We start from the raw sequence: 25,081 nt of genomic DNA, 5'->3' as shown, positions 1-25,081 counted from the left end.
CTCATCTGTAAAGAGACTGATTTTAAGGGAATCAGTCTCTTTTTTTTTATTCATTAGATTTATTCAAATCTAACGCATCTTTCATATTCAGTTCCGTTTTGTCAAAGTCTAAGTAAAAGTCATGCAGTTCTGTTGTTTTTTTCATAATTCCAGCATGTAATTTTACAAAAGAGATAGAATCACCTTCAATATTTGCCCCTGTAGCACAATAATTTACTAACTGCTTCTGTAAGTTGTCATAATTAATGAATGCCTTTCCATTTCTATGAATACCTACTTTTTGATCAAAAGAAGAAAGAGATAATCCAAATAAAGAACTAATAGCCGTAAAGAAAAGAAACAAAGCTTTTACATAATTCGTTGTATTCTTCCAGCCAGAATGCGTAATCACAAATATAGTCAGCGCTGATAAAATTGAAAAAATCAAAAACAGCTTCATTGATACAAACTGATAAGTATACAGTTTTAAGAAAGTGGTTTCATGTTGCTCTTTATGATTTTGTATAATATTGTTCAGTATTACGAGACTTTCAACTTCTTTTTCACTTCTTCCTACACAGTTATTCATTCCTTCATGGGTTTGAATTTTACTTGCTTTGTCCATAGATGACATCAACTCTCTACCTTCTTTTTCAGCATGATTTTTTAATAGAAAGAAACCTATTGTTGTTAAAATGATAATTAGAATAAAAGTAATTACCACTTCTTTAATTTGTTGTTTTTTAGGATTTTCCATAATGGTTGGTATTCGTTTTATTGAACTAAAGGTAACGAAAAGAAATAAAATTAAAGAAAAAGAATACAAACATTGAGGAAATTCAGATGATGACCAATATCATATTTTATGATTTGTTCATTCATGACCTTTGTAATAGGTATAAATGAGCAATAGATATGAGTACAACAACGTGTTTTCATTGTGGAGACGCCTGCGCAAATGACACCATCGAATATGATGATAAGTTTTTTTGTTGTTTTGGTTGTAAAACAGTGTATGAGTTATTTTCTGAAAACGACTTGACCTGTTATTACGATTTAGAAAGTGCACCAGGAGCTGTTCCGAAAGAAATTGAAGGAAAGTATGATTTCTTAACACAAGAGAATATTCTAGAAAAATTATTGGAATTTAACGATGATACCATACAAATTGTAACACTGTATATTCCTCATGTTCATTGTAGTTCTTGCATCTGGATTTTAGAAAATTTGCACAAACTTAACGAGTCCATCACAGCTTCACAAGTAAACTTTGGCAAAAAAACAGTTCGTATTACGTATAAAAAAGAAACAATTTCTCTTAAAGATGTAGTTCTATTGTTAAGTAGAATTGGATATGAACCTTATATAAGTTTAGAAGATTACAGTGCTGGAAAAAAGGCAGTGGATCGAACGCTTATTTACAAGCTAGGCATTGCCGGATTTGCTTTTGGAAATGTCATGTTTTTATCGTTTCCTGAATACTTTCAAGTAAGCGGATTTTGGATCGAAAAGTACAAGATAGTTTTTCGTTGGCTTATGTTTGCTTTTTCACTTCCAGTAGTTTTTTATGCTGCTCAAGATTATTTTGTTTCTGCATATAAAGGATTGCGTTCCAGATTTTTAAACATTGATGTACCTATAGCTTTGGGAATTTCTGTATTATTTATTAGGAGCTCCGTAGAAATTATTTTTGATTTAGGATCAGGTTTTTTTGATAGTTTAACAGGATTGGTATTCTTTTTACTATTAGGAAAATTTTTTCAGCAAAAAACCTATAATTTCTTATCATTTGAACGTGACTATAAATCCTACTTTCCAATTGCAGTAACAAAAATATTTCAAGGAAAAGAAACACCTATCCAAGTCTATGATATTGAAAAAGGAGATCGCTTGCTTATTAGAAATGAAGAGTTGATACCAGTTGATGGAATTCTTATAAAAGGAAATGCTTCAATTGATTATAGTTTTGTGACTGGTGAATCTGAAACAGTTCAAAAATATTCAGGAGACAAAGTCTTTGCTGGAGGAAAACAAACGTCTGGTGTTATTGAAATAGAAGCAACTAAATCAGTCGAACAAAGCTACCTTACCCAGTTATGGAGTAATGATGTGTTTGAAAAAAATAAAGAAGAAGGCTTTACAACATTAACAAATGCGATTAGTAAGCACTTTACTATTACAGTACTGGCTATTGCAGGTATTGCAACTATTTTTTGGCTTTTAGTCGATGTTTCTAAAGCGATGAACGTATTTACTGCGGTATTAATTATTGCATGTCCTTGCGCAATTGCACTTGCAGCACCATTTACCTTTGGGAATTTGTTACGCATTTTTGGAAAGCTAAAATTTTACATAAAAAATGCGAGTGTTCTTGAAAAACTTGCGACAATCAACACTATAATTTTTGATAAAACAGGAACTATCACTTCCAACAAAAAAAGTACAGCAAGTTATGAAGGTGAGCCATTAACTAGTACTGAAACTACGTTGCTCAAAAGCACTTTGCGTGGTTCTAATCACCCGCTTAGCAGGACATTATATAATATATTAGATCAACATAACATTGTGACACTTGATCATTTTGAAGAACATGTCGGGAAGGGAATGACTGCAAATTATCAAAATAATCACATCAAAGTGGGCGCAGCTAAATTTGTTGGTCATACAGATGAAGTTTCTGTTTTAAATACATCAGTTCATATCAGTACAAATAATAAATATAAAGGAAAATACACATTTTTTAACAGCTATCGAAAAGGACTATCTAAACTTTTCAATAAACTCAAAAAAGAGTATGACCTTGTAATACTTTCAGGAGATAATGAAGGTGAGCGAGAAAACCTTAAAAAATTATTGCCAAGTAAAACCAAGCTTATCTTTAATCAGAAGCCAGAAGAAAAGCTTCAATATATACACTATCATCAAACAGAAGGCGCAAAAGTATTGATGATTGGCGACGGATTGAATGATGCGGGTGCCTTGGCGCAAAGTGACGTTGGAATAGCAATATCTGAAAATGTCAATGTGTTTTCTCCTGCTTGTGATGCAATCTTAGATGCATCAAAATTTAATCAACTCTATAAATTCATGCAGGCATCCAAATCTGCCATTAAAATTATTAAATGGAGTTTCGTATTGTCTTTTATATACAATAGTATCGGACTGTATTTTGCAGTAACAGGTCAACTAGCTCCTGTAATTGCAGCTATTCTTATGCCATTAAGTTCTATAAGTATTGTAATTTTTACTACAGTTTGTACCTCTATCATAGGAAAAAAGCTAAGTCGCTAACACAATATTTTATAAAGAATCATTCTAAACTCTAAATGAAATAGCAAATAAACCACAAACATGATAAAAGTCATTTTTTAGCAACAGGTACCAAAGTAATTTTGGACTATAACTTCAATAGGTATGAGCGTTATATATGTTTTACTAACCATCAGTATTGTAGTCGCAATACTCTTTTTTGTGGCCTTTATAATGGCAGTTAAAAACGGACAATTTGACGACAGCTATACGCCTTCTATACGGATGTTATTTGAAGACGAATTGGTGAAAGAGAAAACTAAAAAGCAGAACTAACTACACAAAGTAAATATGTATTATTATGGAAATACAACAATTTTATTACGATAATAAAATCGTTAAAAAATTCATCTACGCAACCCTAGTTTGGGGAGTCGTAGGAATGTTGGTAGGATTGCTACTTGCATTCTTGTTTCTTTTTCCTGAATTAGGAGAAGGAATTTCATGGCTTAGTTTTGGGCGATTACGTCCATTACACACCAATGCGGTTATTTTTGCCTTTGTTGGTAATGCCATATTTGCAGGAGTTTACTACTCATTGCAACGATTACTTAAGGCGCGAATGGCAAGCGATTTTTTAAGTAATTTCAATTTTTGGGGATGGCAGTTAATTATTGTTGCTGCTGCGATTACGTTGCCGTTAGGCTACACAACTTCCAAAGAATATGCTGAATTAGAGTGGCCAATTGATATTGCGATTGCAGTTGTTTGGGTTGCTTTTGGTGCTAATATGATTTGGACAATTTTAAAACGTAGACAACGACACTTATACGTGGCTGTTTGGTTTTACTTAGCCACATTCGTTACAGTAGCAGTACTTCACATCTTTAATAGTTTAGAATTACCAGTAAGCGCTTTAAAAAGTTACTCTGTATATGCAGGTGTTCAAGACGCTTTAGTGCAATGGTGGTATGGGCACAATGCGGTAGCATTTTTCCTTACAACTCCGTTCTTAGGGTTGATGTATTACTTTGTGCCAAAAGCAGCTAATCGTCCAATTTACTCATACAGGCTATCTATCGTTCACTTTTGGTCGTTGATATTCATATATATATGGGCTGGTCCGCACCACTTATTGTATACTGCGTTGCCAGAATGGGCGCAGAACTTGGGAGTCGCATTTTCAGTAATGCTTATTATGCCTTCTTGGGGAGGAATGATCAATGGACTGTTAACACTTCGTGGAGCGTGGGATAAAGTACGAACAGATCCTGTGTTAAAGTTTATGGTAGTTGCCATTACAGGATACGGTATGGCTACGTTTGAAGGACCTATGTTGTCATTAAAAAATGTAAATGCGATAGCACACTTTACAGACTGGATTATTGCACACGTACACGTTGGTGCGTTAGCTTGGAACGGGTTTTTAACGTTTGGTATGGTATATTGGTTAGTACCACGATTATTTAAAACCAAATTGTATTCAAGAGGATTAGCAAATGCGCACTTTTGGATTGGAACGCTTGGAATTATCATGTATGCATTACCTATGTATGTAGCAGGATTTACACAAGCATTTATGTGGAAACAATTTAAACCAGATGGGAACTTAGTATATTCTAATTTCCTTGAAACTGTAACTGAGATTATTCCGATGTATTGGATGCGTGCTATTGGTGGTTCTCTATACATTATAGGAATGCTATTCTTGGCTTACAATATTTATGTAACAATTGCTAAATCAAGAAATAAAGTAACAGACGAACTTGCAGAAGCTCCAGCTTTAGAAAAAGTGTCTAAGAGACGTACTAAAGGTGAAGGATGGCATACTTGGTTAGAACGTAAACCAATTAAACTTACAATTTACGCGACAATAGCAATCTTAATTGGAGGAGTGGTACAAATTATACCAACATTAATGATTGACTCTAACATTCCTACGATAACAGAAGTAAAGCCGTATACGCCGCTTGAGCTTGAAGGAAGAGATATCTACATCCGTGAAGGTTGTGTGGGTTGTCACTCTCAAATGATTCGCCCTTTTAGAAGCGAAGTAGAACGCTACGGAGAATATTCAAAAGCTGGAGAATTTGTATATGATCATCCATTCCTTTGGGGAAGTAAACGTACAGGACCAGACTTACATCGTGAAGGAGGATTACGTAATGATGCTTGGCATTACAAGCACATGTACAATCCTAGGATTATTGAACAAAACTCTATTATGCCTGCCTATCCATGGTTAATTCGTAATAAACTAGATACTTCAGCAACACAAGATAAAATGCGAGCAATGGTATCATTAGGAGTTCCTTACACAGAGCAAGAAATAACAGATGCTTTGAAATACATGGAAGAACAAGCAACAAGTATTGAGAAAAATCTACGGGAAGATCCTGATTTATTGGATTCTTTTAAAGAAAGTAGAGAACAAGCGAAAGCAGATGGAGAACCATATATTGAAGTAAAAGATCGTGAAATTGTGGCACTTATTGCCTATCTGCAACGATTAGGAACTGATATTAAGGTAAAAGACGAACAACAAACAGTAAAAAAATAACACATCATGCTAAAATTTGTAAAAAATCATATGGAAACCATCACGGGTATTGAAATATACCCGTTAATTTCCTTGCTCATCTTCTTTACCTTCTTTGTGGTGTTATTTTGGTGGGTAGTTACTGCCAAAAAAGAATATATCACTAAAGTGAGCAATATTCCATTAGATAATGAAAAAAATAACCAAACATTATGAGAAATCTAATTCCATCTTGGGTACGTGTACTCGTTGTATTTTTCCTTGTTTTCATAGGAATTGAATACTTTATAGATTCTGGCGATAGACCAGCATTCGTAGCAGAACCAATGATTATGCTGTTTTTACTATTGGTATTATTTATCTTAATTGCCATAGAAGGAATTGTGGCAGCAGTTGAACGCATTTTATTCAATGGACTCGATGAAAAAGGAAAAGAACGTTACCTAGCTAATAAGAATAAAACGGTCAAATTCACGAAACTGAAAAAGTTCTATGAGAAATTGGTAGACTCTAAACCTGTTGAAGAAGAAGGAGAAATTATCTTAGATCATAACTATGATGGTATTAAAGAGTTGGATAACAACTTGCCGCCGTGGTGGTTGTATGGGTTTTACGGAACCATCATCTTTGCTTTTGTATACCTGGCTAAGTATCACATTTTTGAAGGCCAAAATCAATTTGAAGAATTTGAAGAAGAAAAAGTCATCGCTCAAGCTGAATATGAAGAATACCTAAAAACAGCTAAAGATTTGGTAGACTATAAAACAGTTGTTCTACTTACAGAAGCTTCAGACTTAAGTGCAGGTAAAAAAATCTTTACCGAGAACTGTGTAGCCTGTCATGCTGCTGATGGAGGAGGAGGAATTGGCCCTAATTTGACTGACAGGTATTGGATACTTGGAGGAGGTATCAACAATGTTTTTAAAACTATTTCTGAAGGAGGACGAAGTGGGAAAGGAATGGAACCTTGGTCTAAAAATGGTTTAAGCCCTTCCCAAATTGCACAAGTAGCTAGTTATGTACTTACGTTTGAAGGCACTACACCTGCTAAGCCAAAAGATCCAGAAGGAGATATATGGGAAGATTCTCTTAAAGAAGTACATGAAGATGTAAAAGTGATTGATTCTGTCAAAGTAGAAATTGAAGAATAAGTAAAACTCAACGATCGTGGAAACACCAGCAAACGAAAAATTTAGAGACTCCATCGGAACCATTAATGAAGAAGGAAAAAGAGCTTGGGTGTATCCAAAAAAACCAAGCGGGAAATACTACGAATGGCGAAAAATAGTTAGCTATGTATTGTTAGCCTTTCTATTTGCCGCTCCCTTTATCAAAATTAATGGGAATCAATTTTTATTATTCAATGTATTAGAACGTCGATTTAATATTTTTGGATTTCCTTTTTGGCCACAAGATTTTCATTTGGTGGTTATTTCCATGATTATTGGAGTGATATTCATTACTTTTTTTACAGTAGCTTTTGGACGTATTTTTTGTGGCTGGATGTGTCCACAAACCATTTTTATGGAAATGGTATTTCGCCGAATTGAATACTGGATTGAAGGTGATCGAGGAAAACAAATTAGGCTTGATAAACAAGCATGGAATGCCGAAAAGATAAAAAAACGACTTTTAAAATGGAGTATCTTTTTACTAATATCTTTTGCTATTGCCAACGTGTTTTTAGCCTATTTAATAGGAAGTGATCAGTTAATTCAAGATATTTTAGATGGTCCTTTTAAGCATTTAGGTACATTTTTACCACTGCTCATCTTTACTGCTGTATTCTATTTTGTTTTTGCTTGGTTTCGTGAACAAGTATGTATCATTGCTTGTCCTTACGGAAGATTACAAGGTGTTTTACTTGATAATCAATCAATCTTAGTAGCCTATGATCATAAACGTGGAGAAGGAGAAAACGGACGTAAAAAATTCCGAAAAAATGAAGATAGAGCAGAACTTGGTTTTGGCGATTGTATTGATTGTTTGCAGTGTGTACATGTATGTCCAACAGGAATTGACATACGAAACGGAACACAACTTGAATGCGTAAATTGTACTGCATGTATTGACGAATGTGACTCTATTATGGAGAAAGTGAATCTTCCAAAAGGGTTAATTCGATATACAAGCGAAGCAAAAATTGAAAAGAAAGAAAAATTCAAATTTACACCACGTCTTAAAGGATATACTGCTGTATTGGTAATTTTAATAGGTGTTTTAATAGGAATGTTACTCTTACGAAATGATGTAGAAGCTAATATTTTGCGTTTACGTGGTCAACTATACGAAATGCAGGAAAACAATATCGTTAGGAACGTATTTACGTATAAACTAATCAATAAAACGACAGATGAAATTACAAATGTTGTTTTTAAAATCCGAAAAGATATAGGAACTGTTAAACTAGTTTCGACATCTAACGAATTTGTAATCCCAAAACAAGGAATTGCAGAAGGAACATTGTTTATTGAAATTCCGAAAGGAAAACTAAAAAGTGGAAAAAATAATATTACGGTCGAAGTACTTAGCAAAGGAAAACTTATAGATATAACAACCGTAAATTTTATCGGACCTACAAGTTATAACTAAAGAAAAAAGTATGAAAATTAATTGGGGAACAGGAATTGTATTGGCTTTTATTGGCTTCATCAGTTTCATCATGTATTTCGTAATCAATATGAACGTACAAGAAAAATACGATCATGATTTAGTAACAGATACCTATTATGAAGAAGAATTAAAATATCAATCAAACATTAATAAGCTTCGTAATGCTCAAAAACTGGAAGAAAATGTAGTAATTACCACTACTGTTTCAGGTATTGAAATTAGCTTTCCAAAAACATTATCACTAGAAAAAATTAAAGGAAAAGTGTTCCTATACAGGCCATCTAATAGAAAATTCGATTTCGAAAAACCTATTTCGTTATCAACGCACACATTGCTCATACCTGACAAAGATCTGTTAGGTGGTCGTTGGAACCTTACGGTAGATTGGAAATATGATGACAATGACTATTTATTCAAGAAAGAATTAATGTATTAATCGTTAATTAGTTGAAATGGTTGCAACGGGTTTCATATTAGGATTGTTAGGCAGTTTGCACTGTGTAGGTATGTGTGGACCAATTGCTTTTATGTTGCCTGTTGATAGAACAAATACATATAAAAAAGGAGCGCAAATTGCGCTATATCATGTAGGGCGACTCCTTGCATATGCGACCATCGGATTGGTTTTTGGGTTGCTTGGAAAAAGTCTCTATATTTTTGGAATGCAACAAAAATTATCTGTAGTAATTGGAGTTGTGATGATTGTAGCCATCTTACTTCCTTATAAAACATTTAGCAAATACAATATCTCAAAACCAATATTTCGTATTATTTCCAAAGTAAAAACAAGTTTAGGAAAACAATTCAAAAAGAAAAGTATGGATACTTTTTTTACGATTGGTTTTTTAAATGGATTTTTACCTTGTGGCTTAGTTTATATGGCTGTTTTTGGAGCAATTGCTTTTGGAAGTGCTTGGCAAGGCAGTTTATACATGGTTTTTTTTGGACTTGGAACCATTCCGCTAATGACAACAGCAATCTACGTTGGGAAGTTCCTCAATACAACCATTAAGCAACGCATTCAAAAAGCAATTCCTGTATTTGTAGTTGTTATAGGAGCGCTGTTTATTCTTCGTGGTTTAGGTTTAGGAATTCCATATATTTCTCCTGCATCAAATGCAGGATTGGTTACTAATACAATGAACTGCCACTAAACTTCGAGTGTTACTCATATTTCTTTTTTCCGATAATAATTAAACCAACCAGAGGTTTTTTGGCTCTACATTTTGTTCACATATTCTCTAGTACTTTTAGAAATAATTCATTGCTATTAAATATCTGAAAGAAGAATCTACATGACTAATATCATAGTTTTTAGATAGTTTCTTAGGTACTTTTACTATAGAATTTAAAACCTAAACAAGATGAAAAAAAGAACACCAGTTTCAACTATTATGACAGCAAATGTCATTACTTTGAACCATACAGACAATTTAGATACAGCAGAACGTTTATTTAAAGCGAATAATATTCGTCACATACCTGTCGTAAGTGGCGAAGAAATAATAGGAATGCTAAGTTATACAGATTTATTACGTATCAGTTTTGCCGATGCGGCTTTTGAAGAAGAAGATCATGTAGATACAATTGTATACAATATGTTTACTATTGAACAAGTAATGGCAAAAAATTTGGTAAGCGTGAGTTCGCAAACAACCATAAAAGAAGCAGCTGAGATTTTAGCAAACAAAGAATTTCACGCATTGCCAGTTGTTGATGACGGAAAATTGGTTGGAATCTTGACAACAACCGATTTAATTAACTATCTTTTAGATCAATATTAATCTAAATTACTACAAAAGCAGTAGCAGAAGATATTTAACACAATGAAGAACATTTTAGCTCTTACCGATTTCTCTCAATGTTCGCGAAATGCGATACAATACGCAATGCATTTTTTAAAAGATGAACCCTGTCATTTCCATATAATGCATATTCATAAGTCGGGCGGCTTTATGCTAGATGATCTCATGTCTTCCGCTACTGCTAATGTATTTGAAAGCGTTCTTGAAGCAGAAAAAGAACGTTTGCAAAACTTACTAGATGAGTTGCAAGAAAGGTCTCAAAATGATATACACTCTTTTGAAACCATTTTAGACTACAACAGTTTTATTGATGCAACTGATAAAATCATAAAAGAGAAACAAATTGATTTATTAGTAGCAGGTTTTAACGGAGTGTCAAATGCGTCCGAAATTCTCTTTGGAAGTCACACATTAAGCATTATCCGTCGAATTAATTGCAAAACACTGGTCATTCCTGAAGAGGTGAAATTTCATCACCCAAAAACAATATTACTACCTTTAGATGCCAAAGATGATATCAAAAGCGATGCTTTTTCAAACCTATTAAACACTGCCAAAGCACATCATTTGCATGTACACATATTGCGCGTGTATGAAAAAGGTCATGAAGGCAATCATTATGATGAATCGTATTTAATAAAGCAATATAAAGATATTACATACACGTATCATGTTATTGAAAATGTTCCGTTAGATTATGCAAAATCATGCTACACGCAATTGTATGAAATAGATATGATTGGACTCATCGTACAAAAAGAATCCATCTTTGAACGTTTATTTAAACATTCTTCTACAACCGCAATTAGTAAAACATTACAACGACCATTATTGGTTGTGCATCCATAATAAATTAAATGGGTTTGGGATACAAACTGAAATTTTATTTCAATGAATTTTGTGCCTAATTCACGTTAATTATTAAAGTAAAAACAATAAAAAAAAGCAGGAAATCATTGATTTCCTGCTTTTGCCATTTTAACAAATTAACTAACAATCGCTAAATTTTGAAAGTCATTACAGGTAAGGTTGCATGATTTGCAATATCTTCTGAAATACTTCCTTCAAAGAAATGTGCCAAACCAGTTCGACCATGTGTAGCCACTGCTATCAAGTTGGCACTAATTGAGTTGGCAAAATTCAATACTCCTTTTTCGATAGAATAATCGTTTATATAATGTACTTTTTCAAGATTATCTATATTTCCATCGGCAACAGTTAGAAAATCTACGACTTTCTTTTCCATTTCTGCTGAACTTTGGAAACTAGTGCCAGGTAAGTTTACGTATACTAAATGTAAGCTTGCTCCAAGCTCTTGGAATACCTTAGATGCATTGATATAAGGTCTAATTGCTTCTCGTGAAAAATCACAAGCAAAAACCACCTTTTCAAAATTTGCTGATTCTGGACGATTTTTAATTACCAAAACAGGTATTTCAGAGTGACGTACTACTTTTTCTGTATTTGAACCGATAAAAAGCTCTTTAATTCCACTAGAACCGTGAGAACCCATTACGATTAAGTCAACACTGTGGTCTTGTGCAATTTCGTTGACTTCGCTAAACACTTTAAAATGTTTTACGATTGGTGTTACAGAAACGTCTTCTAAAAAAGGTCTATCTAAAAATTCTGTAAACTTTTGTTCTGCTAGTTTTAAATAAAATACTGCTTCCGCTTGTTTTGAATTATCATCTTCAGAAATAATAGCATTAGAAAGCTCTAACATATGCAGTGCTAGAATTTCAGCTCCATTTTTACGAGCTAACATTGCTGCTGCTTCTAAAGCATATTCTGAATGTTTGGAAAAGTCTACAGGTACAATAATTTTTTTCATTTGTTTGTTTAGTTTAGAGTTAAATAGTCATGGAAAACAGTTGTGTTTCTGGTTTTTTTCGCTGTAACAGCACATCAAATGCCATACAAATATTACGAACAAAAGGTTTCCCTTTTTTAGTAATGCTTAATGTTTGATCGTTAATTTGAATAAGTTCATCACGTTCAAATTCGGTCAATTTTTCAATCAAATTTGCCAATTCTGGAATTTGTGTCGTTGTTTGCGTCCATGAGGTCTTAAAGTTACACATTAAGTTCAAAATATGAGTGCGAATTAACAAATCTTCTGAATTTAATATGTGTCCTTTTTGTAATGGTAAAATACCTTCGTTGATCAAATGATAATAAGTTTCTATATTTTTAACGTTTTGCGCAAAACCGTACCAGCTATCGCTTATTGAAGAAACACCCAAACCAATCATCAATTGTGTTTTTTGTGCAGTATATCCCATAAAATTTCGATGCAAACGTTTTTCAATCATAGATGTATATAAACTATCAGTTGTCAACGCAAAATGATCCATTCCGATATCTACATAATCTGCTTCACGTAGCAATTTTTTACCAAGATTATATTGCGCTGTTTTTTCTGCTGCGGTAGGAAGATCTTCATCGCGAAAACCTCGTTGACCATTTCCTTTAATCCAAGGAACATGAGCATAACTATAAAAAGCAATTCGGTCAGGCATTAATAGCTTGGTTTTTTCAATAGTTTGTTCTACATGTTGTGTGGTTTGAAAAGGCAGTCCAAAAATAATATCGTGTCCTACAGAAGTGTAACCAATTTCACGAGCGAGTTGAGTAACGCGTGCTACATTTTCAAAAGGTTGTATACGATGAATCGCTTTTTGTACTGTTTCATTGTAGTCTTGTACACCAAAACATACACGTCTAAACCCAACTTCATATAATGTTTGCAAATGTGCGGCAGTAGTATTATTTGGATGTCCTTCAAAGCTAAACTCATAATTTTCTGCTACAGTTGCATGTCGTAAAATCCCTTCTAATAATTCACGCAAGTGTTCTGGCGAAAAAAAAGTAGGCGTACCACCACCTAAATGAATTTCCTTAATTATCGGTTTTTCAGTCAATACTTCACGATACAACCCCCATTCTTTTAATAGCGCTTTGATGTATGGTTTTTCCACTTCATGACGTTTTGTGATTCGTTTATTACACCCACAAAATGTACATAAGCTTTCACAAAATGGTAAATGGATGTATAAACTAATCCCTTCAGATTGATTACTTTCACCAAAAGATTTCTTCACGGAAGTTTTCCATTTATCCACAGAAAAAGTTTCCATATTCCAATAAGGAACGGTTGGATAACTTGTGTAGCGAGGTCCTGCTACGTTATACTTATTCACTAAATTGCACATACCTAATTAATTATGCTCAAAATTAGCAATCAAGAAGTAGGTAGTATATGATTTATGTCATGTTTACGTAGTAAATTGGAATATACTTGCTACACATTAATTTATTTTATGCTTTCTTGCCAATTAATCAGTGATGATATTTTGATTTTCCTTCAGATTATCATAGCTTTAATCCTATTAGAATCATGTATATAGCCTCAATTACATTGTTGAGAAGACAAGCATAGTTTTGTGTCTGAATTATACTATTTTTTATAAAAAAATTAAAAAAATTACGGATGGACTTACTACATAAGTATCGCTCTTCTTTTATTTTAGTATCGATTGTATTTTTATCGTTCAACACTTTTGCTCAGTCAAACTTATCTTCATTTGAAGTAACTGCTACAGATGGAAATGTTTATAAAGGATATGCAGAGCCTAAAAATCCGCTTACAGATGAGAACGCTGCGGTAAAGTCAAGAATTTACATTTTTCCACAGATATTACTTCACGATGACGCTGTTGTAGTTCGCAATAGGATTGGCGATAAAGTGACTATTGCCAATTATGCAGAGTTTGAAAAACTCACAGCTCGTATTAATGTAGAGCTAAAGGCAAATACTCCATCTGAGGAAGAATTGTTGGTTATAATTTCTAAAATAAACCCAGGAATTGCCCAACCAATGTCTTTGCAAGAAAAACCAATTCAACCTGTAAATAATGGTACGGGAAGCTATTATCAAAAAATGGCGATGTATAACAGCAAACTTCAGCAATGGGAAAATTCGCGAAAACAAGCAATTGAATATGCAAAAGGTTATCAAGTTGTGCCTGTAAACCCTAGAAACCTTGAGTTTAATGTTCTGGTAAACGGCGTTAGTATTAAAAAGCATACACTAACAACCAATTCTACAGTTGGTTCAGGGACATTTCAAATTAACATTCCATTTTCTGAAGAATTATTTAACTTTAGGTTGCTATTAGAAAAAGATTATTTGATTCAGAGTGATTTCCAATATTTATCATCCAAGTTTCAATCGGCAGCAGCCATTAAAGATCTTAGAACTTTTGTAAACTATTCAGCTCAACAATTCAAAAAAGAAATTGTCAATGCGAGTAGTTCTAGCTCTGGGTTTTTATTTTGGAAGTCTACTCGAAGAAGTATTAAAAGATATGTAGAAGAGCAAAGTCGACAAAACTTATCAAGTGGAACAGTATCTAGGTATGAATATACTGTATATGATGGAGATGAAACATTAATGAAGCAAGTAGATAATTTTTTGTTCCCTGAAATATCACTCACAGAAACTATTAACAATCATCTTGCTGCAGCACAAAAAGCTATTGATAAAGGAGATGAGCAAATGGCAAAAATTCATACTGATTACGCACAGTTTTTACAAGATGGAGCAGCTTCTTTGGGCGATTTAAATCATATCAATGCATTAGGAGCGCTTACCTCTCTTGGTCAAGGAAATATTGCAGGATTTTTGGCGCAAGGTGTCGCTTTTAATCAAAGTAATGCAACAGGAACTTTTACGTTTAGAAGGATTATCTCAGGTTCAATAGATCAAACAGATACCAAACAATTTAACGCATTGGTATTTAAATCGCTATTTGAAAACCATCTTTTTACGACCAATCCTAAAAAAAAAGTAGTGACTAGCGAAGCAACTCTTCCTGCCAATTTGGTTGATACATATATAATGGTAAAAGGAGGAGCTTTTAAATTTGGGCAGCGTGTTGATTTTCCAACTACTGGCACAACAGCTACTACTTTCGGATTTGACTTTTCAAATGATTCATATACGAATGATGAACTCACTCAATTAAATGATTTTTGGATAGGTAAGTACGAAGTAACGCAAGCCGAATGGGAGGAAATCATGAACTATAATAATTCTACCTACAAAGGAAGCAACTTGCCTGTTACAAATATAACCTGGTTGGAAGCAATCCATTTCTGTAATAGGTTAAGTCAAAAACATGGTTTGGAACCAGCATATTCCATTTTGCTTGAAGAAGTTCGAATACAACCAGAGGCAAATGGTTTTCGACTGCCAACTGCTCAGCAATGGGAGTTTGCTGCAAAAGGAGGTATGCAATCACAAGGAAACTACTATGCAGGATCAAATGTGGTAGATGAGGTAGCTTGGTTTCAGCAAAATAGCAACGGACAACCACAGAATGTTGGAAGAAAAAAACCGAATGAAATAGGTGCGTATGATATGTCAGGTAATGTTACGGAGTGGTGTTATACTGCGAAGTCAGACCTTCCTCTTCAAACTGGCGAAATACATGTACAAGGTTCTAATTTACGGAAGATTACCAAAGGCGGTTCCTACAGGACATATGAATCAAGACTCACTCCGTGGTCAGGAAGTTTTTATTACTTTAACCAAAAATATGAGTGGATAGGATTCCGAGTTCTTTTGCCAAAAATGTAACTGCTTTTAAAAGAATTTATGAGTCAAAAGAACGAAGCATTATGATATTGTTAAGGCTATTTTAAAAATACGTATGCAAAGTAAATAAATGAGTACTTTCGCAATTCACGATTACAAATTAATTAGCATAACAAAACCGAATAATGTCGCTTACATCTACAAAATATTATCACAGAGATTTGTCATGGTTACGCTTTAATCACCGCGTATTGCAAGAAGCTGCAGATAAGCGAAATCCATTGTATGAGCGTATCAAATTCTTAGCTATATTTTCATCAAATCTTGATGAGTTTTTTAAAGTACGCGTGTCTGCAATTCGACAAATAAAACAATTAGACAAAGGGCTGCGAAAAAAATTGATTACGAAACCTAATAAGTTGCTAAAAAAAATAAAAAAAGAAGTCAATTCGCAACAAGAAGAGTTTGGTAAAATATTTAGAGATCATATTATTCCTGAGCTAAAAACAGTAGGCATTTCACTCATAAATCACACACAATTTTCAGAAGAACAACAACAGTTTGCCAAAACATATTATCGGGAACAGTTAGCTGCTAAACTTACACTAGATTGTAAAATTTCTGAAGAAGAAGACATTTTTATAGAAAATGAACAATTGTATCTAGCATCATTGCATAATGATCAATTGGTCGTATTCAAAATCCCTTCAGACACTCCTCGTTTTGTAGTTTTTCCCAATGGTGATGAATCACATTCGGTTACATTTATAGATGATATTTTAAAATATAACTTCAAAGATGTATACCCAGAAATCACATTTCACTCTATCAAAGTTTCACGAGATGCCGAACTATACATTGATAATGAATATTCAGGTAATTTGCTCGAAAAAATAAAAGCGTCTTTAAGTAACCGAAGTACGGGACAAGTTACACGAATGTTGGTTGATAAAACTGCGCCTGATGCGTTACTAGATGCGTTAAAAGATGAACTACATGTAAATGATACAGATGTTGTGTTGGGTGGTATGTATCACAACTTTAAAGATTTTTTTGGTTTTCCAAATCCAATAAAGAAGAAATTGGTGTTACCAGAAATAGCACCAGTAAGAAATGCGGCATTAAACACCTATAAAAGTATTTTTTCTGCAATTTCAGAAAAAGACCGTTTGCTCTATTTTCCCTACGAATCGTTTGAACATGTTGTAGAATTACTCGAAGAAGCTGCCAACGATGAAAAAGTGACAAAGATAAAAATCACACTGTATAGAGTTGCTAAAGAATCACGCTTAACGAATGCATTGATTGACGCTAGCAAAAATGGAAAAAAAGTGATGGTATTTATGGAGGCAAAAGCTCGCTTTGATGAACAAAACAACATTAAATGGGGCACAATTCTCGAAAATAATGGAGCAAAAGTCATTTATAGTTTTCCTGGAATCAAAGTGCATTCTAAAGTGTTATATATAGAGCGAATAGAAGAAAATGAGCCTGTACACTATGGATATATCGGTACAGGGAATTTCAACGAGAAAACCGCAACAGTATATACTGACTTTTGTTTGATGACCAAAAATGAAAAAATAACAACAGAATTGGCTCAAGTTTTTCAAGTACTAGAACGAAAAATCATCATTCCTAAAACTAAAAATCTGTTAATTTCACCATTTACCACACGTAACGCTTTTTTAGAATTGGTAGATACTGAGATTAAAAATGCAAAGCAAGGAAAAAAAGCTTATATCATCTTAAAAATGAATAGTATTCAAGATACTCGTATGATTGAAGCTTTGTATGAAGCGAGTAATGCTGGTGTGCAAATTGACATGGTTGTTCGAGGGATTTGTTGTTTAGTCCCTGGAATAAAAGGACAAAGTGCAAACATTCGTGTCAAAAGTGTGTTGGGGCAACATTTAGAACATGCGCGTGTATATATTTTTGCCAATGGAGGGAAAGAAAAATTATATATTGGTTCTGCCGATTGGATGACACGCAATTTGGATCATCGCATAGAAGTTATTACACCAATTTTAGATTCTGAGATGCATCGACAAATACGTACCTATGTACAATGGCAATTGAATGATACAGTAAAAGCGCGAAAAATTGATGCTAAGCAAAAAAATAGATATATAATGGAAGATGATTACGAAATTCATTCCCAACAAAAAGCTTATGAAGAAATTGTAAAGATGAATTCATAATATCTGTTTATTGTATTTAAGCTACTAAAAACTATGGTTTTGACTTTTTTTGAACAATTTATATCAAACTTAGGAAAACAATCTTGTTATGTGTTGAATCCTCAGATTCTAAAAACTAAGTATGTTTCGTTAGATCTTTCTGTGACTAATGCAGCCTTAGAATATGTAGATGTATCTTCTTCGGAAAAATTAGGCGATTATATAGATAGCTTCATAGCAAAAAACCGTGCACAAGTAGCTTATGGAGGATATCTGGAAAAACGTGGAATTTATAATAGAAGCGAGTACTTTAATCAGCAAAAGACCGAAACCGAACGGAACATTCACTTAGGTCTGGACTTGTGGATTGCTGCCGAAACGCCCGTTTACACACCTCTAGATGGTGAAGTGCACAGTTTTCAGAACAATACAAACTTTGGCGATTATGGCCCGACAATCATTCTGAAACATCATATTCACAATATAGAATTCTATACATTGTACGGACATCTAAGTATGAGATCTATTCAAGACCTAAGTGTCGGACAATTTTTCCGTCAAGGAGCACAAATAGCCACATTAGGCGATGCCAGCGTCAATGGTGACTATCCGCCACATTTGCATTTTCAGATTATTAAAAATATGCAAGGCTTCTCAGGAGATTATCCAGGAGTTTGTGCACATAAAGATGTACATTTTTATAAAGAAAACTGTCCGAATCCTACTTTATTATTAGACTTATAAGATACTAATAATTAGTAAAGTGTATTTTTTAGAGCAACAAGGCTTCGTAAGGATTTCCAGTAAGTCCTAAAAGTTTTGCAAATGCAGGTTGTGTTTTGAATCCAGTATACTTAAGTTAGATTGGGTTATGAACCTTCCTTAATAGTATTGCCTTCAGCATCCAATTCTAAATAGGGATTATATGCAATTTCCCATAAATTATCATCTAAATCTGCAATATAACCGCTATAACCACCCCAAAAAACAGCTTCAGGATTTTTCACAATCTTTACACCCTTTTGCTTCATAATATCAAAAATTTCATCTACCTCTTCTTTACTTCGGGTGTTGTATGCTAGTGTAAAACCTTTAAAACCAGAACCTATAGAGGAAACAGTAGCGTCTTCTGCAAGTTTGTCCTTAGGATAAAGTGAAAGCAGTATTCCATTTAGTTGAAAAAAAGAAATATGCTGGTTGCTAGCTTTTGTCAGTTGCCAACCAAACTTTTCTTTATAAAAAGCAGTAGCCGCAGGCAAATCGGCGACACCTAAACCAATAATAGTTACTCGTGATTGCATAAAAGTAATTGTTTACATGCTAAATAAAGAAAAAAAACCGCTTCAAAAGCGGTTTTTAGAGTATTTTGATGAATTTATACAGTTGCCGTTTTTATCACAAACGGATTTTCTGTTGGCTGCAAATGGTTATTAATACACCCTACAAAATTCAAACTCGTAAAAGTACCATTACTTTCTACTACAACATCTACTTTGGATATTTTTGCTTTAGGAAGCTTTTCATTCATATCTATCCATACAATATTTGGAGTTCTGGCATTGCAGAAATAATATTTCAATTGCAAATGATCTGATACTACTGTCCAAATAGTAGGAGCTATGTTTGGATGACCCACAAAGCCTTTCATTCCAAGAGGAACAGATGCGTTAGCTACTACTGATTTAGCTTGTGCTAATGATTCTTGTTGACTGTTTGGAGCCTCCAAATGATGATAGTAATAGGTGGCTCTTTCAAAGCGATCTGCAGCAAAAGGACCACCAGGAATGGTATGACTTGGAAAATCATTTTCTTCACTCCATTGCCACAACCAATAATCGTTGAGTTTGAGTTGGGTATCAAAATTGGGTTCGTTGGTCATTACATTATATTTTTTATTGTAATGAATATGATAGCTTCCTTCATACACTTCTATTATGGTATTATCTCCATGTCGGTCAGATGCAGAAAGATGCAAAGCTGCTGGCGAATCACTTCCAGGTACATTGATTTCCACCAATTCAATATCACTTTTTATAAATGCATCTCGTACCTCTTTTGCAGTTTTAAAATTGTCAAGTACGTATTGTGCCCAACGAAGCACATTTAAATGTTTATAGTTTTTGGGTTCATTTAGTTGGTAATCAGCATTTTTGTCATATAGCATATTTGCTACGAGTCCTTCGGAGTTAATTCCATCAGATGCTCCGTAACCAAGCTCATCATTTCCTACCATTGCTACTATACTGCTATACTTTGCAGTCCAATACCAGTTGTTATATTCTTTAGATTCTGTTCCGTCTAGGGCGTAATTAATAACACCACTTTTAAAAACATAAAGGCTTGTTGGGAGTTGGGTTTTCCAATCCATATTTCTTGCAGTTGTTAGATAGGATTGGTTTCGGTTGTTAAATACTCTTGTACACATAATAAGTAGGTTTGAATTAAAAATTATGTGAAATTAGCTATAAAAATAGTAAGAAAATTGAGTAATTACCCCTAATTTGAAAAACACTTCTTTTTGTATTTTTTATTTAACGAGTGTGGTAATATAAACAACACCAAATATCCAGGCTATATACATAAACGTATAAGAGAATGCATAAATGGCAGCCATTCCCAAATCATTTTCGGTTACATAAGCTTTGGAAAAAACCAATCGCATCGCACGAAAAAATACCCAATAGAGCATAGCTAAAATAATAGCTAATGAAAACCAAAGTATGGTTTCTAACACTAAGAGTAGTATTATGAAAGCAATAGAAATTAATATCCACAATACCACAGAAACGATGAGTCCGCCAATACCATCACCTATCTGAACTTCTGGTAAATCATTTAAGGATAAATGACTGCTGATTCTGCTTTTAAAAGAAAAGCCTTTAAGTTTAGGAAAATTGTCTTCAATTTCAATACCCTTATACAATCCGTATGTTAAAAAGGAGAATAATATGACCGAAATAATTCCTAATGAAATAAAAAAGTTTCCAGTTATACTTCGATTGTACTCACTACCTGTCAGATATACAGTAATCGCAGTAACTCCAATTACCATAAGCGACACAATAAATACCGATCTTCCTTTTAAATAAGTTTTGGTAGGTTTCATATGTGGAAGATAGGAAAATTATTTGAGGTGAAATACGTCTATATTTCCACCAAATCGAATATGAAGTGTTTGAAAAAAGGGTGTAATATATTTAATTGCTATGGACGTTTAATTCCATGTGTACAATGGGATAGGGTTTTCCTGTTGCATCAAACTCCGAACGACTCACAATTTTGAATCCGCAGTATTTGTAAAATCCTACTGCTTGTACATTTTGCTCATTCACATCAACTTTGGTAACGTGTAGCGTTGCAATTGCATAATCTACTAATGCTTTTCCCACTCGTTTTCCTCTATAGTCTGGATGAACGAATAGCATTTCTAAATTTTCATCAGCAGTACCAAGGAAGCCTATTATTCTACAGTCAGTGTTTCGAATACATCGCAATTCAACAGCATCTAGATACGTATTCAAAATCAACGGTTTAAAATAACGGATGTCTTCTTCTTTTAAGAAATGATGTGTTGCTCTTACAGAGGCTTCCCATACATGGACTACTTCTGGATATTCAGATTTCTTAATTTTACCTATGTGATATGACATTTTATATTTATTTACTCACAGTTATTTCGTCCCAAACTCCAGTTTTTGCTGTTTCTTTGACATAAGCTGCAAATGTTTTGGCTTTTCTGTTCAAAATTAACTCAATATCATGGGATATTTGTTGATTTTTAGGATTGGTCAATACATGACTGAATAAATACTCAATCAGCCAGACTACTTCAGCAGGAATTTGCTGTTGCGTCATACCATCTATATATTGTTGTAATGTAATTTCGTGAAAATGTAAAGTTCTATGAGTTGCCTTTTCTATAATAGAGATAATTTCTTTAAAAGTAATCAATTCAGGACCTGTTACTTCTATAATTTTCCCGTTATAAGAATCATCAAGTAATACTGTAGCGGCCACTTCTGCAATATCATCAGCATCAACAAAAGGGATTGGTATATTTGACATTGGCAAAGCAACTTCTCCAGAAAGAACCGCATCCAAAAAGAAACTTTCACTCCAATTTTGATTGAACCAAGAGGCTCTAACAATTGTGTAGTTTACTCCAGAATTCATGACAATTTTTTCACATGCTTCAGCTTCTGTTTCTCCTTTTCCTGAGAGCAATACGATTTTCTTAACTCCAAGTTCTTTCGCTAAGTAGACAAGGCTTTCAATAGCTTCTTTAGCCCCTGGAACTGCCAAATCAGGATAATATGTTATGTAAATATTTTCAATACCGTGCAAAGCGGCTACCCATGTATCTTTTTGATTCCAATCAAAGCTAGGTGTTGCATTTCTTGAACCAATTTTAGGCTCAATTCCTTGGTTTTGTAATTGTTTAACTACTCTACGCCCCGTTTTACCGGTTCCTCCAATAACTAAAATATTTGTACTCATAATATGTAAATGTTTTAAGTGGTTTTTTGAATAAAAGTTGCTATGAGAAGTAAAATCAATGAGATTATACTTGCAATGGTTCTAATACTGTGATACCAGTTCCAGTTGCTTTCGTAATAGTTTCTGAAACTTTTGAGTTCTTGTAGGTTTAATTGGTAAATGTTTAATACTTCTAACTCATTGTTTAGAGGAACATTTCCAAAAGCTGTTATACCAAAAGTACCAACCGCATATAGTATAGCTGAGGCTAATACGAATCCAAATACAGGTTTGTGTGTGTACTGTGCAAATACATTGAAAATTAGTGTAAGCAAACTTCCAAAAAACACTACAAAAAATACAGGATTTAATATTTCCCTGTTTATAGTTTGCATGGTTTCCAGATAGGTGAAGTCACCCACTTTTTTGGTGCCAACAATCACTGAGATTGACCACGCAAAAAACAAACCTGATGAAAGAGTGGTTAATAAAACGGAACAAAAAAAGAGAACTGTTTTCATTTTTTGATTTTTTTTGATGAATATGTTCCAAAGTATAACACGATAAAGTAGAACTCAACTATCACAGTATAGAACATTGGGTTTTTAAAGAAAGTTGAATAAGTACCGCCTGCGGGAATAATAAACAGAGGTACCGTAATTAATGTATCTAGCACAATTGCAGTTGTCACAAATGTAAGTGCTAGAGATGAAGGTTTCATTTTACCTTTTCTATAAAACAAATAGGTTCCTAAACAAGCACTCGGTATAATTGCTAAGGCAATCACTATGTTTGCTTGTTGCTCTGGATTTTCTAAAAATGGAATATAATATGATCCGAGATAAAAGCTTACGCCTAAAATCCAAACAAGAATACCACAAGCAATGCTACGAGAAATGGTGTTGATCATAATTTTATCTTTTAATTATGATACAAATCTATAATAGCTGTAAACCAGTGACTTATTTCAAAAGAATTATGATTTATTCAAAAAGAATTTTACACTTGGCTAGGTCTATAACCAAATTTTTTTTCGAAGGCATTTGAAAATGAACCTAAACTATCGTACCCTACTGCCCAAGCGGCTTCTTGAATGGTTTTTTGTTCATTTTTTATTAAATGATATGCTTTTGTTAAGCGCTCATTTTGTAAATATTTAAACACAGGAACACCAAATTGAGCTTTGAATTGCTTTTTTAAAGTATTGGTATTAGTTCCTATTTTATAAGCAAGCTCAGTCAATGAAGGTGGATTTTCAAGGTCTGATAATAAAATTTCTTGTGCTAAATTAATTTTTTCAAGTTGAGTAGGGTTTATTTTAGAAGATTCTTCCGTTGCTAATTGTCCAAAATAGTGCGAAAGCAAAGCTGTCATATGACTTTTGTAGAACAACATTTTTAATTCTCCATCAAAAGTATTGCTAAAAAATTGTTCAACTAGCAAGAACATTTCTGGATTCATATTAAATACTGGGCCTTCTACATAATGATCTTTTGGATGAACCAATTGTGATAATAATTGTTCTAAAAATTGTCCTTCGCCATTAGGAAGCTTATCCAAGTTTTTAATAGTTGTCGCTATGACTAAACATTGTAGAGGTTTTTCAGCTGAAACATGATGCTGAAAAGCGACTTGCTCATCTGCATAAAAAGAAAGGACCATGCCTTTTGTGTGGTGAAATTTTTTTGTTTTGTTTTTATACTTTACTTGTAAACCAACATCTCCAGCGCCATAAAAAGCAATAGCAATTACGGGTTCATCAAAATAACAAACATCTACTAATGGCTTATTGGAAGAAGCTTCTTCCAATAGAATCGTGCAATCGTTGATATCTATCATTTCACGGTTCATACGTTTACTTTTTTAAAGAATAGTTGTTGTTATCAGAATTGTATAAAACTACGAATTTATAAAAGTATCATTTACAGGAATAAAGATAGTGTTTTTCAACGTGGGTCATGATGTTTTTGGCAATACATAAGCATATACAGCGATAAAGTGAAAAATACTGCCTAATAATACAAATACATGAAATATAGCATGATTAAGAGGTAGCTTACGGATACTGTATAAAATGGCTCCTATAGTGTAAGCTATTCCGCCGGCAATTAACCAAAACAAACCTTCGCTAGATAAGTTTTCTATAAGAGGTTTAATAGCAAAAATGATAATCCAACCCATTAATACATACATGATTGTAGATAGTTTATCAAATTGCCCTGTGAAAAAAAGTTTTAAAACGATTCCTATAATGGCAAATCCCCATACGAGTCCAAAAATTGTCCAACCTACAACACCTTCTAAAGTTACCAAAGCAAATGGGGTATAAGTTCCAGCGATAAGCAAGTAAATTGCTGCATGATCAAAAATGCGTAATCGGTTCCGTAATAATGGTTTTTTGGCGCTGTGATATAAGGTGGAAGCTGCATATAATATGATAATGCTTACACCATAAATGGTAAAACTCACAACGTGAACTGCACTACCATTAATTGCGGCATGAATCACTAATAAAAACAGAGCAACGATTCCTAAAATTACACCTAAACCGTGCGACCAAATGTTGAGTTTTTCCTCGAGGGGTGAATAGTATATGATTTCTTTTTCGGGTTTCAATAGCTTTATGTTAAGGGTT

The 25,081-nt window shown here is 33.6% G+C and carries 25 protein-coding genes and 1 pseudogene; 13 read left to right on the top strand and 13 right to left on the bottom strand.

Features of this window, described 5'->3' with window-relative positions; all coding sequences use genetic code 11:
• Positions 1 to 46: 46 nt before the first annotated feature.
• Entirely contained in the window at positions 47 to 736 is a 690-nt protein-coding gene (locus tag AA088_RS01565) for a hypothetical protein (RefSeq protein ID WP_046743164.1), read from the bottom strand.
• 158 nt (positions 737 to 894) lie between these two features.
• Here AA088_RS01565 and AA088_RS01560 point away from each other — a divergent pair, with 158 nt between their 5' ends.
• The 10 genes from AA088_RS01560 to AA088_RS01515 all read left to right on the top strand — a co-directional run bounded on the left by AA088_RS01560 (position 895) and on the right by AA088_RS01515 (position 11,034).
• Positions 895 to 3,270 carry a heavy metal translocating P-type ATPase gene (locus AA088_RS01560; RefSeq protein WP_046743163.1) on the top strand — a complete coding sequence of 792 codons (2,376 nt, stop codon included), beginning with the start codon at positions 895 to 897 and terminating at the stop codon, positions 3,268 to 3,270.
• A gap of 123 nt (positions 3,271 to 3,393) precedes the next feature.
• Entirely contained in the window at positions 3,394 to 3,564 is a 171-nt protein-coding gene (ccoS, locus tag AA088_RS01555; protein WP_046743162.1) for a cbb3-type cytochrome oxidase assembly protein CcoS, read from the top strand.
• A gap of 25 nt (positions 3,565 to 3,589) precedes the next feature.
• Entirely contained in the window at positions 3,590 to 5,788 is a 2,199-nt protein-coding gene (ccoN, locus tag AA088_RS01550; protein ID WP_046743161.1) for a cytochrome-c oxidase, cbb3-type subunit I, read from the top strand.
• 6 nt (positions 5,789 to 5,794) lie between these two features.
• Positions 5,795 to 5,983, top strand: a complete 189-nt coding sequence (locus AA088_RS01545) for a cytochrome c oxidase subunit IV (RefSeq protein ID WP_046743160.1) — start codon at positions 5,795 to 5,797, stop codon at positions 5,981 to 5,983.
• Entirely contained in the window at positions 5,980 to 6,918 is a 939-nt protein-coding gene (locus AA088_RS01540; protein ID WP_046743159.1) for a cbb3-type cytochrome c oxidase N-terminal domain-containing protein, read from the top strand. Before AA088_RS01545 ends, AA088_RS01540 begins: the two co-directional genes overlap by 4 nt.
• A gap of 16 nt (positions 6,919 to 6,934) precedes the next feature.
• Positions 6,935 to 8,359, top strand: a complete 1,425-nt coding sequence (gene ccoG / locus AA088_RS01535) for a cytochrome c oxidase accessory protein CcoG (protein ID WP_046743158.1) — start codon at positions 6,935 to 6,937, stop codon at positions 8,357 to 8,359.
• Between the two features lie 10 nt (positions 8,360 to 8,369).
• Complete coding sequence (locus tag AA088_RS01530; RefSeq protein WP_046743157.1) at positions 8,370 to 8,816, top strand: FixH family protein; 447 nt, start codon at positions 8,370 to 8,372, stop codon at positions 8,814 to 8,816.
• A gap of 16 nt (positions 8,817 to 8,832) precedes the next feature.
• A complete protein-coding gene (locus AA088_RS01525) occupies positions 8,833 to 9,534 on the top strand; it encodes a sulfite exporter TauE/SafE family protein (RefSeq protein WP_046743156.1) in 702 nt (233 codons plus the stop codon).
• Between the two features lie 210 nt (positions 9,535 to 9,744).
• Positions 9,745 to 10,164: a CBS domain-containing protein gene (locus AA088_RS01520; RefSeq protein ID WP_046743155.1), complete on the top strand. Its 420-nt coding sequence runs from the start codon at positions 9,745 to 9,747 to the stop codon at positions 10,162 to 10,164.
• Positions 10,165 to 10,206: 42 nt separating this feature from the next.
• A complete protein-coding gene (locus tag AA088_RS01515; protein WP_046743154.1) occupies positions 10,207 to 11,034 on the top strand; it encodes a universal stress protein in 828 nt (275 codons plus the stop codon).
• A gap of 151 nt (positions 11,035 to 11,185) precedes the next feature.
• On the opposite strand, the gene AA088_RS01510 is transcribed toward AA088_RS01515, so the two are convergent.
• Both AA088_RS01510 and hemN read right to left on the bottom strand, forming a co-directional pair.
• Positions 11,186 to 12,019: a universal stress protein gene (locus tag AA088_RS01510; RefSeq protein WP_046743153.1), complete on the bottom strand. Its 834-nt coding sequence runs from the start codon at positions 12,017 to 12,019 to the stop codon at positions 11,186 to 11,188.
• A gap of 19 nt (positions 12,020 to 12,038) precedes the next feature.
• Positions 12,039 to 13,400: an oxygen-independent coproporphyrinogen III oxidase gene (gene hemN / locus AA088_RS01505; protein ID WP_046743152.1), complete on the bottom strand. Its 1,362-nt coding sequence runs from the start codon at positions 13,398 to 13,400 to the stop codon at positions 12,039 to 12,041.
• Between the two features lie 278 nt (positions 13,401 to 13,678).
• Here hemN and AA088_RS17505 point away from each other — a divergent pair, with 278 nt between their 5' ends.
• The 3 genes from AA088_RS17505 to AA088_RS01490 all read left to right on the top strand — a co-directional run bounded on the left by AA088_RS17505 (position 13,679) and on the right by AA088_RS01490 (position 18,714).
• Positions 13,679 to 15,829, top strand: coding sequence for a formylglycine-generating enzyme family protein (locus AA088_RS17505; RefSeq protein ID WP_052752739.1), 2,151 nt, complete (start codon positions 13,679 to 13,681; stop codon positions 15,827 to 15,829).
• A gap of 143 nt (positions 15,830 to 15,972) precedes the next feature.
• Positions 15,973 to 17,991 carry a polyphosphate kinase 1 gene (gene ppk1 / locus AA088_RS01495; protein ID WP_046743151.1) on the top strand — a complete coding sequence of 673 codons (2,019 nt, stop codon included), beginning with the start codon at positions 15,973 to 15,975 and terminating at the stop codon, positions 17,989 to 17,991.
• A 33-nt stretch (positions 17,992 to 18,024) separates the two neighbouring features.
• Entirely contained in the window at positions 18,025 to 18,714 is a 690-nt protein-coding gene (locus AA088_RS01490) for a peptidoglycan DD-metalloendopeptidase family protein (RefSeq protein WP_046743150.1), read from the top strand.
• Positions 18,715 to 18,742: 28 nt separating this feature from the next.
• On the opposite strand, the pseudogene AA088_RS18690 reads toward AA088_RS01490, so the two are convergent.
• The 10 genes and pseudogenes from AA088_RS18690 to trhA form a co-directional block, all read right to left on the bottom strand.
• A pseudogene (locus tag AA088_RS18690) lies at positions 18,743 to 18,817 on the bottom strand (DUF4269 domain-containing protein); the annotation flags it as partial.
• Between the two features lie 22 nt (positions 18,818 to 18,839).
• Entirely contained in the window at positions 18,840 to 19,271 is a 432-nt protein-coding gene (locus tag AA088_RS01485) for a VOC family protein (protein WP_046743149.1), read from the bottom strand.
• 74 nt (positions 19,272 to 19,345) lie between these two features.
• Positions 19,346 to 20,395, bottom strand: a complete 1,050-nt coding sequence (locus tag AA088_RS01480) for a linear amide C-N hydrolase (protein ID WP_046743148.1) — start codon at positions 20,393 to 20,395, stop codon at positions 19,346 to 19,348.
• A 102-nt stretch (positions 20,396 to 20,497) separates the two neighbouring features.
• Complete coding sequence (locus AA088_RS01475; RefSeq protein ID WP_046743147.1) at positions 20,498 to 21,076, bottom strand: hypothetical protein; 579 nt, start codon at positions 21,074 to 21,076, stop codon at positions 20,498 to 20,500.
• Positions 21,077 to 21,167: 91 nt separating this feature from the next.
• On the bottom strand, positions 21,168 to 21,620 hold the full coding sequence (locus tag AA088_RS01470) for a GNAT family N-acetyltransferase (RefSeq protein ID WP_046743146.1): 453 nt from the start codon (positions 21,618 to 21,620) through the stop codon (positions 21,168 to 21,170).
• A gap of 7 nt (positions 21,621 to 21,627) precedes the next feature.
• A complete protein-coding gene (locus tag AA088_RS01465; RefSeq protein WP_046743145.1) occupies positions 21,628 to 22,467 on the bottom strand; it encodes an SDR family oxidoreductase in 840 nt (279 codons plus the stop codon).
• A 14-nt stretch (positions 22,468 to 22,481) separates the two neighbouring features.
• The gene (locus AA088_RS01460; RefSeq protein WP_046743144.1) at positions 22,482 to 22,967 is read right to left on the bottom strand and encodes an anthrone oxygenase family protein; all 486 of its coding nucleotides are present in this window, start codon (positions 22,965 to 22,967) and stop codon (positions 22,482 to 22,484) included.
• Positions 22,964 to 23,356 (bottom strand): DUF5367 family protein, encoded by a 393-nt coding sequence (locus tag AA088_RS01455; protein WP_046743143.1) that lies wholly within the window; start codon positions 23,354 to 23,356, stop codon positions 22,964 to 22,966. The genes AA088_RS01460 and AA088_RS01455 overlap by 4 nt, the downstream gene beginning before the upstream one ends.
• Before the next feature lie 89 nt (positions 23,357 to 23,445).
• Positions 23,446 to 24,297 (bottom strand): helix-turn-helix domain-containing protein, encoded by an 852-nt coding sequence (locus tag AA088_RS01450; RefSeq protein ID WP_046743142.1) that lies wholly within the window; start codon positions 24,295 to 24,297, stop codon positions 23,446 to 23,448.
• A gap of 105 nt (positions 24,298 to 24,402) precedes the next feature.
• Positions 24,403 to 25,062 carry a PAQR family membrane homeostasis protein TrhA gene (trhA, locus tag AA088_RS01445; RefSeq protein ID WP_046743141.1) on the bottom strand — a complete coding sequence of 220 codons (660 nt, stop codon included), beginning with the start codon at positions 25,060 to 25,062 and terminating at the stop codon, positions 24,403 to 24,405.
• Between the last annotated feature and the right edge of the window lie 19 nt (positions 25,063 to 25,081).

The sequence above is a fragment of the Kordia zhangzhouensis genome (genome assembly GCF_001005305.1).
GTDB classification, from domain to species: Bacteria; Bacteroidota; Bacteroidia; order Flavobacteriales; family Flavobacteriaceae; genus Kordia; species Kordia zhangzhouensis.
This window is presented reverse-complemented; position numbering and strand designations above follow the sequence as displayed.